General features: G+C 67.3%; 11 protein-coding genes. All 11 read right to left on the reverse strand.

What is annotated here, in order from left to right:
- Positions 1-18: 18 nt before the first annotated feature.
- The 11 genes from DES45_RS04305 to DES45_RS04355 all read right to left on the reverse strand — a co-directional run bounded on the left by DES45_RS04305 (position 19) and on the right by DES45_RS04355 (position 15,186).
- Positions 19-1,002, reverse strand: a complete 984-nt coding sequence (locus DES45_RS04305; protein ID WP_114768700.1) for a peptide ABC transporter ATP-binding protein — start codon at positions 1,000-1,002, stop codon at positions 19-21.
- Positions 999-2,018 carry an ABC transporter ATP-binding protein gene (locus DES45_RS04310; RefSeq protein WP_114768701.1) on the reverse strand — a complete coding sequence of 340 codons (1,020 nt, stop codon included), beginning with the start codon at positions 2,016-2,018 and terminating at the stop codon, positions 999-1,001. The genes DES45_RS04305 and DES45_RS04310 overlap by 4 nt, the downstream gene beginning before the upstream one ends.
- 4 nt (positions 2,019-2,022) lie before the next feature.
- On the reverse strand, positions 2,023-2,934 hold the full coding sequence (locus tag DES45_RS04315) for an ABC transporter permease subunit (RefSeq protein WP_114768702.1): 912 nt from the start codon (positions 2,932-2,934) through the stop codon (positions 2,023-2,025).
- A complete protein-coding gene (locus DES45_RS04320) occupies positions 2,931-3,941 on the reverse strand; it encodes an ABC transporter permease subunit (protein WP_114768703.1) in 1,011 nt (336 codons plus the stop codon). Before DES45_RS04320 ends, DES45_RS04315 begins: the two co-directional genes overlap by 4 nt.
- Before the next feature lie 63 nt (positions 3,942-4,004).
- Positions 4,005-5,606: an ABC transporter substrate-binding protein gene (locus DES45_RS04325; RefSeq protein WP_114768704.1), complete on the reverse strand. Its 1,602-nt coding sequence runs from the start codon at positions 5,604-5,606 to the stop codon at positions 4,005-4,007.
- A gap of 302 nt (positions 5,607-5,908) precedes the next feature.
- Complete coding sequence (locus tag DES45_RS04330; protein WP_114768705.1) at positions 5,909-7,825, reverse strand: response regulator; 1,917 nt, start codon at positions 7,823-7,825, stop codon at positions 5,909-5,911.
- Positions 7,822-9,549, reverse strand: a complete 1,728-nt coding sequence (locus DES45_RS04335; protein ID WP_114768706.1) for a response regulator — start codon at positions 9,547-9,549, stop codon at positions 7,822-7,824. Before DES45_RS04335 ends, DES45_RS04330 begins: the two co-directional genes overlap by 4 nt.
- Positions 9,546-10,628, reverse strand: a complete 1,083-nt coding sequence (cheB, locus tag DES45_RS04340) for a chemotaxis-specific protein-glutamate methyltransferase CheB (RefSeq protein WP_114768707.1) — start codon at positions 10,626-10,628, stop codon at positions 9,546-9,548. The genes DES45_RS04335 and cheB overlap by 4 nt, the downstream gene beginning before the upstream one ends.
- Complete coding sequence (locus DES45_RS04345) at positions 10,625-12,883, reverse strand: hybrid sensor histidine kinase/response regulator (protein WP_114768708.1); 2,259 nt, start codon at positions 12,881-12,883, stop codon at positions 10,625-10,627. Before DES45_RS04345 ends, cheB begins: the two co-directional genes overlap by 4 nt.
- A gap of 28 nt (positions 12,884-12,911) precedes the next feature.
- Positions 12,912-14,588: a methyl-accepting chemotaxis protein gene (locus DES45_RS04350; RefSeq protein WP_245429738.1), complete on the reverse strand. Its 1,677-nt coding sequence runs from the start codon at positions 14,586-14,588 to the stop codon at positions 12,912-12,914.
- Between the two features lies 1 nt (position 14,589).
- A complete protein-coding gene (locus tag DES45_RS04355; protein WP_114768709.1) occupies positions 14,590-15,186 on the reverse strand; it encodes a chemotaxis protein CheW in 597 nt (198 codons plus the stop codon).

A 15,186-nucleotide genomic window follows, 5' to 3' on the forward strand; every position in this document is an offset into this window, starting at 1 on the left:
GAATGCGCGGCCCGATGCTCAGGCGGCGGTTTCCTTGAGGAAGTTCTCGGCGTAGTGGCAGGCCACATACCGGCCGTCGAGCAGCCGCGGCTGCGGACGCTCGACCTTGCAGCGCTCCGTCACGTAGGGGCAGCGCGTCGAGAACACGCACCCTTTCGGCGGGTTGAGCGGCGAGGGCAGCTCGCCCTTCAGCACGATGCGCTTGCGCTTCACGCCGGAGATGCCGGGCGTCGAGGACAGGAGCGCCTGCGTGTAGGGATGCAGCGGACGCGCATAGATGCGCTCCTTCGGCCCCTGCTCGACCGCATGTCCGAGATACATCACGAGCACGTCGTGGGCGATGTGACGGACCACGCCGAGGTCGTGCGAGATGAACAGATAGGCGAGCCCCATCTCGGATTGCAGGTCCTGCAGGAGGTTGAGCACCTGCGCCTGGATCGACACGTCGAGGGCCGAGACCGGCTCGTCCGCCACCACGAGCTTGGGCGACAGCATCAGGGCGCGCGCGATGGCGATGCGCTGGCGCTGGCCGCCGGAGAACATGTGCGGGTAGCGGTTGTAGTACTCCGGCCGCAGGCCCACCTTCGCCATCATGGCCCTGGCCCGCTCGGTCCGCTCGGACGAGGACAGGTCGGTGTTGATGGCGAGCGGCTCCTCGAGGATCGTCCCGACCTTCTTGCGCGGATTGAGGGAGCCGTAGGGGTTCTGGAAGACGAGCTGCACCATGCGGCGCAGATCCGTCTTCCGGTTCGACGGCGGATTGACGGCGTCGACGCCGTCGAGGGTCAGGGACCCTTCCGTCGGCTTCTCGATCAGCGTCACCATGCGGGCGAGCGTGGACTTGCCGCAGCCGGATTCGCCGACCACCGCGAGGGTCTTTCCCGGCTCGACCGAGAACGACACGCCGCCCACGGCCTGCAGGCGGCCAGGCTCCTTGAACAGCCCGCGCTTCACCTCGTAGACGCGCTTCAGGCCCTTGGCTTCAACGATGGGGGCGCTCACGATGCGGCCTCCGCTCCGACAGGATGATCAGCTTGGATTTCGGCGTTCCGGTTCGGGTCGCCGAGCGGGTAGTGGCAGCGGATCTTTCCGCCGGCCCAGGGCCGCAGCTCTGGCCGCACGTTGCGCGAATGCTCGGTCGCATAGGCGCAGCGCGGGCTGAACAGGCAGCCCTTCGGGCGGTCGTAGAGGCCCGGCACGACGCCTGGGATGGTGGCGAGGCGCGTGCTGCCCTCGCTGCGTTCCGGCAGGGCGGCGAGCAGCGCCGCCGTATAGGGATGCTGCGGCGAGGCGAAGAGGTCGCCGGCGGAGCGCTCCTCCATGATCTGCCCGGCATACATCACCATGACCCGCCGTGCCGTCTCGGCCACGACGCCCATGTTGTGGGTGATCATGACGAGCGCCATGTTGCGCTCCTTCTGGAGCGTCATCAGCAGGTCGAGGATCTGGGCCTGGATCGTCACGTCGAGCGCGGTGGTCGGCTCGTCGGCGATGAGGAGCTTCGGGTTGCAGGCGATCGCCATGGCGATCATCACGCGCTGGTTCATGCCGCCCGAAAGCTGGTGCGGGAAAGCCGAGAGGCGGCTTTCCGCGGACGGGATGCCGACCTGCTCCAGGAGCTCGATCGACCGGCGGCGCGCGGCCTTGCGGTCCATGCCCTCATGCAGGCGCAGGGTTTCGGCGAGCTGGAAGCCGATCGTGAACGAGGGGTTGAGGCTCGTCGTCGGCTCCTGGAAGATCATCGCGACGTCCTTGCCGGTGAGCTGGCGCCGCTCCTTCTCCGACATGGTCAGCAGGTCCCGTCCGTTGAAGGCGAGTCGGTCGGCCTTTACGCGTCCCGGAAACGGGATCAGGCCCATGACGGCGAGCATGGTGACGCTCTTGCCGGAGCCGGACTCGCCGACGACGCCGAGAACCTCGCCCTCGTCGAGGGAAAGACTCACGCCGTCGACGGCGCGCATGATGCCGCCCTGGGTCGGAAATTCGACCGAGAGGTTTTCAATTTCGAGAAGGGCCATGGTTTTAGCGCTTCAGTTTGGGATCGAGGGCGTCGCGCAGACCATCCCCGAGGAGATTGAAGGCAAGCACCGTGACGAGGATCGCCAGACCCGGGAAGGTCACGACCCACCAGGCACGGAGCACGAACTCACGGGCGTCGGCCAGCATGGTGCCCCATTCGGGCGACGGCGGCTGCGCGCCGAGGCCGAGGAACCCGAGCGCCGCCGCGTCCAGGATGGCGGTCGAGATGCCGAGCGAGGCCTGCACGATGAGAGGCGCCGTGCAGTTGGGCAGCACCTCCTTGAACATCAGCCGCGTCGTGCCGGCGCCGCTGACGCGGGCCGCCATCACGTAGTCCTTGGACGTCTCGGTGATCACGGCGGCGCGCGCAAGGCGCACGTAATGCGGCAAAATCACCAGGGCGACCGCCAACATGGAGTTCATCAGGCCGGGGCCGAGCACCGCGACGATCACGATGGCGAGCAGCAGGCTCGGCAGCGTCAGGATGATGTCCATCAGGCGCATGATGAAGATCTCGGTCAGGCCGCGGAAGAAGCCCGCCACGAGACCGAGGACCGTGCCGACCACGATCGAGATCGTCACCACCATGATGCCGATGAGCAGCGACAGACGCGCGCCGTAGATCAGGCGCGAGAGGATGTCGCGGCCGATCGGATCGGTGCCGAGCGGATAGGCGAGCGATCCGCCCTCCTGCCAGAACGGCGGCTTCAGGGCGATCGACGTGTCGGTGACGTAGGGCGAGTGCGGCGCCAGCACGTCGGCCAGCAGCGCCACCAGCACCACCGCGATGATGATGACGAGACCCGCCACGGCGCCGTGATTGGCGCTGAAATAGCCCCAGAACTCGCGCAAGGGGTGGGGAGGGGTGGCCGTCGGCGCGGCGACGGCGGGAGCTTCCATGGTTTCAGCGGTCATCGGTTGTGCCTGATGCGCGGATTGATGAGGCCATAGGTGAGGTCGACGAGCAGGTTCACGCCCATGACGACGACGCCGAGGAGGAGCGCGCCGCCCTGGAGGACGGGATAGTCGCGCCGGAAGATGGCGTCGATGAGCCATTTGCCGACACCGGGCCAGGAAAAGATCGTCTCGGTCAGGATCGCGCCGGTGAACAGCACGCCGATCTGGAGGCCGATGACGGTGACGACGGGGATCAGGGCGTTGCGCAGGGCATGCAGCGCGACGACCCGGAACCGGGAGAGGCCCTTGGCCTTGGCGGTGCGGATGTAGTCCTCGCCCAGGACCTCGAGCATCGCCGAGCGGGTCATGCGGGCGATGACGGCGAGCGGCACGGTGCCGAGCACGATCGTGGGCAGGATCAGGTGCTTGACGGCCGACCAGAAGGCGCCTTCCTCGTCCGACAGCAGGGTGTCGATCAGCAGGAATCCGGTGACCGGCTCGATGTAGTAGAGCACGTCGATGCGGCCCGAGACGGGGGTCAGGTCGAGCTGCACCGAGAAGACCAGGATGAGGATCAGGCCCCACCAGAAGATGGGCATGGAATAGCCCGTGAGGGATATGCCCATCACCCCATGGTCGAAGATGGAATTTCGTCGGATGGCCGCGAGGATCCCGGCCGGAAGCCCGATCAGGAGGGCGAACAGGATCGCGCACAGCGCCAGCTCGATGGTGGCCGGGAACAGCGCGCTGAACTCGCTCAGGACCGGCTCCTGCGTGATCATGGACTTGCCGAGATCGCCCTGCAGCACGCGGCCGAGATAGATGCCGTATTGAACGAGGACCGGCTTGTCGAAGCCGTATTCCTTGCGCAGCTGCTCGTGGCGGGCGGGATCGATGCCGCGCTCGCCCGCGAGGGTTTCGATCGGGTCGCCTGGGACGAGCCGGATGAGGAAGAAGGCGAGCAGCGTGATCCCGATGAAGGTCGGGATGACGAGGCTGACGCGGGTGAGGATGAAGCGGAGCATCGGTTCAATGTAAAAAGGCGGAGCGGCGCCAAGGCCGCTCCGCCACGGGTTGGGTGTTGAGGCTTACTTGCCCTTGAGGTCCACGCCGTAGAAGGTGTGGCGGCCGAACGGCGAGAGCTTGAAGTCCACGACTTCCTTGCGGACCGGCTTCAGCTGAACCGCGTGAGCCACGGTGAACCAGGGAGCCTGCTCCTTGAAGATCACCTGAGCCTGCTCGTAGAGCTTCGTGCGCTCGGCCTGGTCGGTCGTGACCTTCGCCTTCGTCACGAGATCGTCGAAGGGCTTGTAGCACCACTTGGCGATGTTCGAGCCCGAGGCCGACTGCGCCGAGGCGCAACCGAGCAGGGTGTGCAGGAAGTTGTCCGGGTCGCCGTTGTCGCCCGTCCAGCCCAGCTGCGCCATCTGGTGCTCGCCGGCCTGGGCCCGCTTGCGGTACTCGCCCCACTCGAAGCTCTTGATCTCGGCCTTCACGCCGATCTTGGCGAGGTCGGCCTGCATGAGCTCGGCGATGCGACGCGCATTCGGGTTGTAGGGACGCTGGACCGGCATGGCCCAGAGGTCGGTCTCGAGGCCGTTCGGATAACCGGCTTCCGCAAGAAGCTTCTTGGCGGCGTCCGGGTTGTACTCGTCTTCCTTCACGGAGTCGTTGTACGACCACATGGACGGCGGGATCGGGTTCTTGGCCGGGACGCCGCTGCCGAGGAACACCGCGTCGACGATGGCCTTCTTGTTCATGGCCATGTTGAAGGCCTTGCGGACGCGCACGTCGTCGAAGGGCTTCTTGGTGGTCTGGTAGGCGAGGTAGCCGATGTTCAGGCCGGGCTGCTCGAGGATCTGGACGTTCGTGTCCTTCTTCATCGCCTCGAGGTCAGCCGGGTTCGGATACGGCATGACGTGGCATTCGCCCTTCTGGAGCTTCGCCCAGCGCACGGAGGCGTCCGGGGTGATCGAGAACACCAGGTCGTCGAGCTTCGCCTTGCCGGCCCAGTACTCGGGGAAGGCCTTGTAGCGGATGATGGCGTCCTTCTGGTACTGGACCAGGGAGAACGGGCCCGTGCCGATCGGCTCTTGGTCGATCTTCTCGGGGGTGCCGGCCTTGAGCATCGCGTCGGCGTATTCCTTGGACTGCACGCTCGCCCACATCATGGCGAGGTTCGCCAGGAACGGCGCTTCGGGCTGGTTCAGTGTCACGCGGACGGTGGAGTCGTCGACCTTCTCGACCGACTTCAGGAGCTTGGGCATGCCCATGTCGCTGAAGTAGGAGTGGTTCGGGCTGGTGACCTTGAAGTACGGATTGTCTTCCTTCCACTGACGCTCGAACATGAACACGATGTCGTCGGCGTTCATGTTGCGGGTGGGCTTGAAGTTCTTGTTGGAGTGCCACTTCACGTTCTTGCGGAGGTGGAAGGTGTAGACCGTGCCGTCAGCGGAGACGTCCCACTTCTCGGCGAGGCTCGGGTTCACCTTGGTGCCGCCGCGCTCGAACTCGACGATGCGGTTGTAGATCTGCTCGCTGGCGTCGAACGACGTGCCGGTGGTGTTGACGCCGGGGTAGAAGTTCTCCGGGCTGCCCTCGGAGCAGTAGACGAGGGTTTTGGCCGCCAGCGGGGCCGCTGCCAGGAAAGCCGGAACGCAGATGGCTGCGAAAAGGGCTGATTTCTTCATCGATAGGTCCTCTGAGACGGCTACTCGTGGCCGTTCTGTGACGGAGTTAAGGTGCGAAGCCTCAATAATGTCAATCTGTCCCGACGACGATCCGAAAGTTTTCGAAAAAATATACCATTTCATGCTTACCGCGCAGGACGCGGCCGCCGCCCGGCGCATAACTTTTCCGCGATTATGGCTGCGGTGCGAAAAAGGGCAGGCGTCCCGAGGAGCGTCAGGACGCTTCCCTATCGGCAAGAGAAATTTCTTGCAACCGAGCAGGCCGCCTCTCTGACCCTACGGCGCTTCGGCGCTCCCGACCGCTACCGGGGCGCGTCCGCTGAATCGGCCCTGCGCGCAGCCTCGGCCACCTTGGCGCCGAGATCGGCCCGGGTGAAAGGCTTGTGCAGAACGGGGTAGTCCTCGGGCATCCGCTCCGGATCCGCGTATCCCGTCACGAGAAGGATGCCGACCTCCGGATGCAGCTTTCTCGCCTTCACGGCGAGCTCGAGGCCGGTCATGCCCGGCATCGCGAAGTCCGCGATGAGGAGATCGAGCTGTTCGTCCGTCTTCAAAATTTCGAGAGCGGAGGCGCCGTCGGCGGCTTCGACCACGCGATGGCCCATCTCGTTCAGATAGGCGGCCGTGACGGTCCGGACTTCCGCGTCGTCGTCGACGAGCAGGACGCGCATCTTTTCGGAGGGCATGTCCGACGAGACTTTTCGGTCCGGGGTGGAGGACTCGTCCGTCGCCGTCCTGGACAGATAGAGTTCGACCGTCGTGCCCACGCCGACCGTGCTGTTGATGGTGACGGTTCCGCCCGATTGCTGCGCGAGCCCGTAGACCATGGACAGGCCGAGCCCGGTCCCCTTGCCGACTTCCTTCGTGGTGAAGAAGGGCTCGAGCACCCGGCTCAGGATCTCCGGCGACATGCCGGCGCCCGTATCCGCGACCGAGATCACCACGTAATCGCCGCGGCCCAGATCCGTAACCTGACCCTCCTCGACGGTTTCGTTGCGGGTCGAGAGGGTCAGCACGCCGTTCTCGGCCATGGCGTCGCGGGCATTGATGCACAGGTTGAGGATCGCCAGCTCGAGCTGGTCCGGATCGACCATCGCCATCCATAGCCGCTCCGCCAGTTCGCGCTCGATGCGGATGAAGCCGCCGAGGGTGCGGGTCAGCAGGTCGTTCATGTCCCGGATGACCTGATTGACGTCGACGGCCTGGAGCCTGAGGTCCCTTTGCCGGCTGAAGCTCAGGAGGCGCTGCGTGAGCGACGCGCCGCGCTCTGCCGCATAAGTTGCGTTCTGCAGGAGCCGCGTCAGGCGCGGATCGTCCGGCGCCCGGCGGGAGGCGAGGTCGAGGCTTCCCAGAACGGCCATCAGCAGGTTGTTGAAGTCATGCGCGACGCCGCCGGCCAGCGTTCCGAGCGCCTGCATCTTGTCGGCCTGGCGCAGGCGCATCTCCATCACCTTGCGCTCGGTGATGTCGCGCTCGATCGTCGCGACGTTCGTCACCGCGCCCGATTCGTCGAGAATGGGGATGTGGTTCACGAGGAACCATTGCGTCGCACCGTCCGCGGAGCGGCGTTCCTCGGTGCTCTCGCACGGCCTGCGCTCGGCGATGGCCTGACGCACCGATTGCTCGATCAGGGCGGCGCGGTCGGAGGCGACGAACTCGCTCTCCTTTCGGCCGAGGCACGCATCGGGCGCGACGTTGAGGCTCCTGGCCTTGCTGGCATTCAGGCGTACGAACCGGCCGTCCGGATCCTTGAACGAGATCTGGTCCCCCATGCTTTCCATCAGGCCGCGCAGGAGGGCGCGCTCCGTCTCCAGCTCACGCGAGAGGGTGTGCCGCTCATAAGCCGAGGCGACCATGCTGGAGAGGGCGGCCGGATCCCAGGGCTTCGGAACGTAGGCCATGATCCGGCCCTTGTTCACGGCGCCGATCACCGCCTTCATGTCGGCGTAGCCCGTCAGGAGGATCGCCTCCGCGTCGCTGTGGCGGCGCGCCTTCGCCAGGAACTCGTCTCCGGCCATTTCGGGCATGCGCTGATCGGAGATGATGATCGCGATGTCCGGCTCTTTCGCAATGATGTCCAGCGCCTTCAGGGGCGAGGTGGTCGAAAGGACGCGATAATCGTTCTCGAACAGGTCCTCGAGCGCGACGAGGATATCCGGCTCGTCGTCGACGACGAGGATCGTCCCGGTCCTTCCATGGAACTCGCTCGACAAGGTCATCCGATATTCTGCCTAGGGATTGTAATGGTGAAGCTCGTGCCTCCCGAAGGGCTGGAATCCACGGTGATCGTCCCCTTGTGGGCTTGGACTACGCTATAGGCAATGGCGAGCCCAAGTCCAGTTCCGGCACCGACCGGCTTGGTCGTGAAGAACGGCTCGAAGATGCGCTCGCGCAGCTCCGAAGGGATTCCAGGCCCCGTGTCGCTGATCCTGATGGTATAGGTTGTCTCGTCGCTGGATGTTTCAATGTCGATGGCGCCGGTTCCGCTGATGGCGTCCGCCGCATTGCCGATGATGTTCATCACCACTTGGTTCAGCAGGGCCGGCGAGCAGTAGAGGTCCGGCACCGCCTCGTAGCGCCGCCGCACGTCGATCCGGGTGCCGAGCTTGTGGCCCAGGAGAGCCACGACGGTTTCGATGGAATCCCTGACGTTGACCGTCTGGAAGTCGCCCTCGTCCAGCCGCGAGAAGCGCCGGAGGTTCAGGACCAGTTCCTGGATGCGTCCCAGGCCCAGCTTCATGGCCCCGACCCGCTCGATGCATTTGGCGACCGGCCGCTCGAGGCCCGCATCCGGCGGAAGTTTCGCGGCCACGTCGTTGAGCAACCTCTCGACCGTGCCCTGATGGGCCAGGATGAACGCGAGCGGATTGTTGATCTCGTGCGCGATGCCCGCGACGAGTTCGCCGAGGGAGGCCATCTTGGCGGCCTGGACGAGCTTAGACTGCGTGTCCTTCAGGCGGCGGTTCGCCTCTTCCAGCTCCTGGTTCGCTTTGGCGAGGGCCTCCGCCGAGGCGGCCTCCGCCCTGGCGCGCTCGAAGGCGAGCTCCCGCTCCCGGAGCTCGGCCTCGATGCGCCAGTTCTCGTCCTGCAGCAGCTTGCGCCGCACGAGGGCGCGGACGCGGATCCGCATGACGTCGGCGTCCGCCGTGGTCGGCACGATGTCGTCCGCCCCGGCCGCGAAGGCCTTGGCCAGCACGTCTCCCCCATCCTCGTTGCCGAGGCCCACGATCGAAAAGCCGGAGACCTCCATGCCCGGCAGGGGGGCGAGGCCGCGGTAGGAGTTGAGCTGCCGGCAGAGCTCCAGCCCGTCGAAGCGCGGGCTGAGGATGTTGACGAGAACGCAGTCCCAGGCCGTGTCCGGCGACCCGATCAGGCTGATCGCCTCCGCGGGCTCGGCCGCGAGCGAGACCGCATAGCCTTCCCGCGAAAGCAGGTCGTGCAGGTAGGTCCGGCGGGTCTGGCTGTCGTCGACGACCAGGATGCAGGCCCGGCGGAAGGTGCTGAAGCTCGGGGCCTCGTGGCCCTCCGTGGTCTCCCCGACAGGGGTCGACCGCCGGCGCAGCAGCGCCCTGATCCGCAGGATGATGAGCTCCCGCTCGGCGGATTTGGAAATGTACGCGTCGGCGCCACTCTCCAGGCCCTGCCGCTCGACGGCCCGCTCCCGCGCCTCCGTCAGCATGATGACCGGGATGGCCCGGGTGCGCACGTTCAGGCGCATCTGGCGGGTCAGCTCGTCGCCGTTCATGCCCGGGAGGTGGAAATCCGCGATGACGAGGTCCGGCAGCCTCTCGTTCAGGCTGTCCAGGGCGGCTTCGGCGGTCGCGCGCCAGGTGACCTCGAATCCGTTTGTCTCCAGCATGTGCCGAAGCTGAAGGGCCTGGGTCTCGGAATCCTCGACCAGGAGGATGTCGGCGGTGGGCGCGCCGCCGGGACCGACGCTCATTCGCCGTCTCCCCGCGTCAGGCGCAGGAGCCGGGGTGCTATCAGGTCGAGAGGCAGGCTGAGGCGCACGCCTCCCAGCCGCACGGCGGCGGCCGGCATGCCGTAGACGACCGCGGTGCTTTCGTCTTCGGCGACGGTGTAACCCCCGGCCTGACGCAGTTCGACCAGTCCTTGCGCCCCGTCCTCGCCCATGCCCGTCAGGATCACGCCGACGCCGCGCGAACCGGCCGACCTGGCCATGGACTGGAACAGGAGGGTGGCGGACGGCCTCTGGCTCGCCAGCGGCGGAGCGGCGCTGATCTGGAGCGTCCCGACCGGAGACAGCAGGAGATGGCGGTCGCCGGGCGCCACGTAGACCCGCCCGGCGACGGGGATCTCCTGGTCGCGGGCGACCCGGACATCGAGAGGCATGAGTCCGTTGAGCCAGGAGGCGAAGCCCTCCATGAAGGGCGCGCCCATGTGCTGCACGAGCAGGATCGGAAGCGGAAATTCGGCCGGAAGCCCGCCGAGGATTTTCGCCAGGGCAGGGGGGCCGCCGGTCGAGGCGGCGATTCCGAGGATCGTCGGGCGCGAGGGGCTGCGATCGAGCTCGGGCCGCGACGCCGGAACCGAGGTCGAGGCGGCCTGCGGACGCCACGCGAAGGAGCGCTGCCGGACCACGGGGACCTGGCTCATGATGTAGAGCTGGGTGCAGATCGTCTCGGCGATGCCGTCGAAGCCGGCGCTCGTCAGGCCGACGGGCTTCTCCACGACCGTCAGGGCGCCGGCCCTGAGCGCGTTCATCGAAATCTTGAGGGATTCGTCCTCGATGCTGCCGGCGATCACCACGATCGGCGTCGGATGTTCCGACATGATCCGGCGCGTCGCCTCAAGGCCGTCCATGCCGGGCAGGCGGATGTCCATCGAGATGACGTCGGGCTGCACGCGCCCGATCTCCTGCAGGGCCTCCTCGGCGGATCCGACCGCCGCCGCCACCACGAGACGCGGGTCGCGCGCGATGATGTGGACGAGGAGTTGGCGGACCACGAGGGAGTCCTCGACCACCATCACCCGAACGGGTACCTGCGGGGATGTGCTCATAGCAGCTGCCCGATGGTTGCCAGCAGTTCGCGCTGGTCGAACTTCTGCTTGGTGATGTAGGCGCTGGCCCCGAGATCGAGGCCGCGGCGCACGTCCTCCGGATCGGCCCGCGACGTCATGAGGATGACCGGGGTGGACGCGATCCGCGGATCGGTCTTGACCGCCTGAAGGAGTCCGAAGCCGTCCATGCGCGGCATTTCCACGTCGGCGATCACGAGATCCACCATCGCTTCGCCGGATCTCAGCACGTTGAGGGCGTCGATGCCGTCGACGCTGAGCAGCACGCGATAGCCCTGAGCCTCGAGAATGCTCTTTTCGAGGGTTCTGGTGGTGATGGAATCGTCCACCACGAGAATGGTCGTCGCTCCCCGCTGGTCCGTTGCTGCGGGAGCCAGCCCAAGGCCGCCTGCCGCGAGATGGCTCTCGTTCTTCACCCAGTGCTCGATGAGGAGGTCCGGGCTGAGCACGAGGGCCGGCATCTCGTCCTCGAGCAGGACGGTGCCGGAGACCATGTCGCCCAGCCCGACGGCGTCGACGTCGCTGACCAGCATCGCGCGGACGTCGTGGAAGGCATTGACGGCGAGGGCGCAGTGGCGCGCGCCATGTCGGACGAGAACGGCTTTCACGTTGCCGGCCTCGATGGGGATCTGGGCATGGGGGGATCCTGTCAGGGCTGCGATGGCGATAACAGGAACAACAACGTCTTCCCCCCCGATCTCGATCCGCACGGTGGGGCGCCCCTCCACACTTTCGAGCGCGGCGGCCGGCAGGCGGAGAAGCCGGGCGACCGCATGGGACGGCAGGCCGTACATGCGGTCCTCGGCCTCGACCAACAGCAGGGACTGGCGGGCGGCCGTGAAGGGCACGTTCAGGAGGATCTCGGTGCCCCAGGGAAACCGCGGGCGCATGAGGACCGATCCGTGCAGCCTGCGGGCGGCTTCTGCCACGACCGACAGGCCGATTCCCCGGCCGGACAGGCGGTCGACCTCTCCGGCGGTCGAGAACCCGGGCACGAAGACGAGCGACAGCAGCTGATCCATCATGGGCGCCATGGCGCCCTCGGCGCGCGGCGCCAGAAGACCGCGCTCGACGGCGACCCGCTCGATCCGCGCGAGATCCGGTCCCCGGCCGTCGTCGCGGACGCTGACGACGAGGCGCCCGCCGCGCGATGCCAGCTCGAGGACGATCTCGCCGCGTTCGGGCTTGCCCTTCGCGGACCGTTCCGCGGCGGGCTCCACCCCATGGCTCAGCGCATTGCGCAGGAGGTGCATGACCGGGTCCTTCAGGGCCTGCAGCACCTGGCGATCGACCTGGAGGTCGAGGCCGATGGTGCGCACGTGCACATCGCGGCCTTCCTCCCGTGCGATCTCGCGCACCATGTGGCCGAAGCCCCCGAAGACGGTCTCGGCCGCGATGAGCGAAACCCGCTCGACATCGTCGCGCAGCCGGCGCGCAGCCTGGTCGATGGACCATGCGGACTGCGTGCGGTTCCTGGCGAGGGCGGAGAGACGCCGGAACAGCGCCTTGAGGTCCTGGTCGAAGTCGCGCAGGCGCGGCACGGCCGTGTTCACGGACGGTCTCAGGCCGTCGGCCTTCCCACGTCCGGCGGTCGACGAGAGGATCTGGCCCTGGAGCGTGTCCCAGCTGCGTCGGAGGCCGCGGACGTCGATCTCGATCCGCCGGAGCGCCTCGTTCAGGGACTCGCCGGCCTGAAGTTCGGCAAGGAGCTGGTACATGGAGCCGGAGAGCTGCTCCATCTGCTCGGATGCGACGCGCAGATATGTTCCAGAGCCCGATTCGGCGGGCGCCGCAGCTTCGGTCTTGGCCGTCCGTGCGGGGCCGCTCTCGGCTTGCGAAGGCGCAGGAGGGCTTGCAGGAGCGACAGGAGGCGTCGGCGGCTTCCGCTCCTGAGCGGCGGTCCCTGTCGCGGGAGCGCCGGGCGGCGACAGCGCCTCGGCGACGAGATCCTCGATGGTGTCGAGGTTCGCCATGGCTTCGGCGGTCGTGGCGTCGTCGAGGGACTGCTGGCCGTCGAGCACGCGGGCGAAGAGCGCCTCCAGCCGGTGCGCTACCTCCTCGACGGCCGGAAGGTCCACCGCCCGCGCGGCGCCCTTGAGGCTGTGGGCACGGCGGAACACGTCCGCCATGTCGATCGTGCTCCGGTCCGCGTTGTCGAGGGCGGCCCGGATCGCCTGGAGGTGCTCCCGGTGCTCGATCTCGAAGGCGGCCTGCAGTTGCTTGCGGATGTCGGTCACGATGCGCGGTTCCCCGATCCTGTGCGGATCACACCCGGTAGCGCTCGACGAGGCCGAGGAGCTGCTGGGAAAGATCGGACAGGTTCGCGGCCGCCATGTCGAGCTGGCGGGTGCCCGCGGCCGTCTGCTGGCTGGCCTGACGGATGTTCTGGAGCGCGCCCATCACCTGCTCGATTCCGAGCTGCTGCTGGTTCGTCGAGGCGACGATCTGCTGGAAGGTCTGGACGCTCTCCTGCACGCGGCTCGAGATCTCCGTGATGGTCTGCGTGGTCGTGTCCGTGCGCTCCTTGCCGGCGGCGACGCGCTTCACGGCTTCCTCCGTCAGCATGACGGAGGCGTTGATGCCGCGCTGGATGTCGCCGAGGATCGACCGCACCTGGTTGGTCGCGTCCTTGGCCTGGTCGGCGAGGATCTTCATCTCCGAGGCCACGACCGCGAAGCTGCGGCCGTTCTCGCCGGCGGCGGCCGCCTCGATGGCGGCATTGAGCGCCAGGAGGTGGGTGCGCTCGGAGATGTCGTTCACCGACGCGATGATCTCGCCTACGGCCTGCGTCTTCTCGCTCAGGGCCACGATGTTCTCGGCGACCGTCTCCGCCTGCTCGCGGATGGCGTCCATGGCGCGGGCCGTCTCCTCGACGGCCTGGAGTCCGGAAAGGCTGGTCTGGGCGGTGGCCTGGGCGGAGGCGATGACCTCCTGGGCCCGCTTGCCGATCTGCGCGCCCGCATGGGTGATCTCGTCCACGGTGGCGGCCGTCTCCTGCACCGCCGCGAGCTGCTCCTCGACGCTGGCTGCCTGCTCCTGGGTCGAGGCGCGGATCTCGGCCGCCGCCGCGTTGAGGTTTTCCGTGGCCTCGCGGCTCTGGCGGGCCAGTTGCCTCAGGCCGTCGACCATGCTGTTGAGGGTGCCTCCGAGCCGGCCGATCTCGTCCTTGCCGACCGTGGCGGTCTGGCCCGCGAGATCGCCGCGTCCGACACGCTCCACGAATTCCATGAAGGCGCCCAGCGGATTGGCGATGGAGGATCGCAGCGCGTAGGTGATCAGGATGCTGAGGAGGGCCACGCCCGCGAGGGCGATCATGATCGACACCCGGCTCTGCTCGTAGACCTCGCCCACGCGGCGCTGGCCGACATTGATGACGTCGTTGAGGACGCCGCGGGTATCGTCGAGCGCCTTGTTCCAGGCGCTCCGAGCCGTGCCCAGGGCGCTCTGGGCCGCAAGAACGCCCGGAACATCGTTGTTCTGCATCGCCGCGAACTGACGTTCCGTCGCCGCCCTGATCTGGCGCAGCTCACCGCCGGCGGCTGCCAGGAAATCGGCCGTGCGGCGCCAGGCTTCGGCTCTTTCGCCGCTGACGGACCGGGACGCGTAGCCGCTGGTCGCCGAGATGGCCTGGGCCAGGGCGGAGTCGGCCGCGGCCGCCAGACGCCCCCACTCTGTCACCTGCTGCTCGAACGAGCTCTGCTGCTGACCCAGCGAGCGCAGGAGGAAGCGCGACACGGCCTCCTCCCGAGCCGCCCGCATCCGGTTCTGCTGCTCGCCGAGCATCTCGACCTGACGCATCGTCTGCAGGTCCCGCGAGACGATCGTCTCGGTGGTCTGGCGGACGTCTTCGAGCTGCCCGATGGTGTAGAGGCCGAGCCCGACCATCAGGGCAACAATGACGGCGAAGCCAAGAAGGATGCGGTTTGCGATCGAGACCGTCACGTTAGACTCCGGATGCGGGGGAAGGGGTCAGGAAGGGACGAAGGAGGCGGTCGATGTCGAGCAGAGATAGGACTCGATCCTGATCCGCAAAGCCGAGCTCCGACTTCGCGTAGCCGACCACCGCCTCCATGCGGAATTCTCGGGCGTCCTCGGCCGTCAGAGGAAGCACATCCTCGACTCCGAGGGCGCGGTCGACGCGCAGAGCGACGCGCGGCTGCTCCCGCCGCAACAGGACCACATGCTGGTTCTCGGCCTCGACGTCGGACGCGGCGGAGGCCTGACCGACCGCGGCGCCGAGGTCGACGACGCTGACGAGGTGCCCGCTGCGACCGAGAACCCCAACGAGCCCTGCGGGCCCCCCGGGAACCGGCATCGGGATACGGAAGGCAAGAACCTCGGCGACCCCCTCGAGCGGAAGGCCGTAATATTCGGGGCCGACGCTGCAGACCAGGACCCGTACGGTCGCGGCCGCCTCTTCCGCTTTGCCCGACCGGCGGGCGAGGCGCTCGGTTCTTTCATCGAGGAGGTGACGCGCCCGCTCCTCGGCGGACATGATCGTGGACCGGGTGATCTGCCTGAGCTTGCGCCGGCGGGACAT

The sequence above is a fragment of the Microvirga subterranea genome, from assembly GCF_003350535.1.
In the GTDB taxonomy this organism is placed as follows: Bacteria; Pseudomonadota; Alphaproteobacteria; order Rhizobiales; family Beijerinckiaceae; genus Microvirga; species Microvirga subterranea.

Coding starts and splice junctions, on each gene's coding strand:
- DES45_RS04310 (WP_114768701.1), bottom strand. CDS start 2,018: ATGGCCCTTCTCGAAATTGAAAACCTCTCGGTCGAATTTCCGACCCAG.
- DES45_RS04315 (WP_114768702.1), bottom strand. CDS start 2,934: ATGACCGCTGAAACCATGGAAGCTCCCGCCGTCGCCGCGCCGACGGCC.
- DES45_RS04320 (WP_114768703.1), bottom strand. CDS start 3,941: ATGCTCCGCTTCATCCTCACCCGCGTCAGCCTCGTCATCCCGACCTTC.
- DES45_RS04325 (WP_114768704.1), bottom strand. CDS start 5,606: ATGAAGAAATCAGCCCTTTTCGCAGCCATCTGCGTTCCGGCTTTCCTG.
- DES45_RS04330 (WP_114768705.1), bottom strand. CDS start 7,825: ATGACCTTGTCGAGCGAGTTCCATGGAAGGACCGGGACGATCCTCGTC.
- DES45_RS04335 (WP_114768706.1), bottom strand. CDS start 9,549: ATGAGCGTCGGTCCCGGCGGCGCGCCCACCGCCGACATCCTCCTGGTC.
- cheB (WP_114768707.1), bottom strand. CDS start 10,628: ATGAGCACATCCCCGCAGGTACCCGTTCGGGTGATGGTGGTCGAGGAC.
- DES45_RS04355 (WP_114768709.1), bottom strand. CDS start 15,186: ATGTCCCGCCGGCGCAAGCTCAGGCAGATCACCCGGTCCACGATCATG.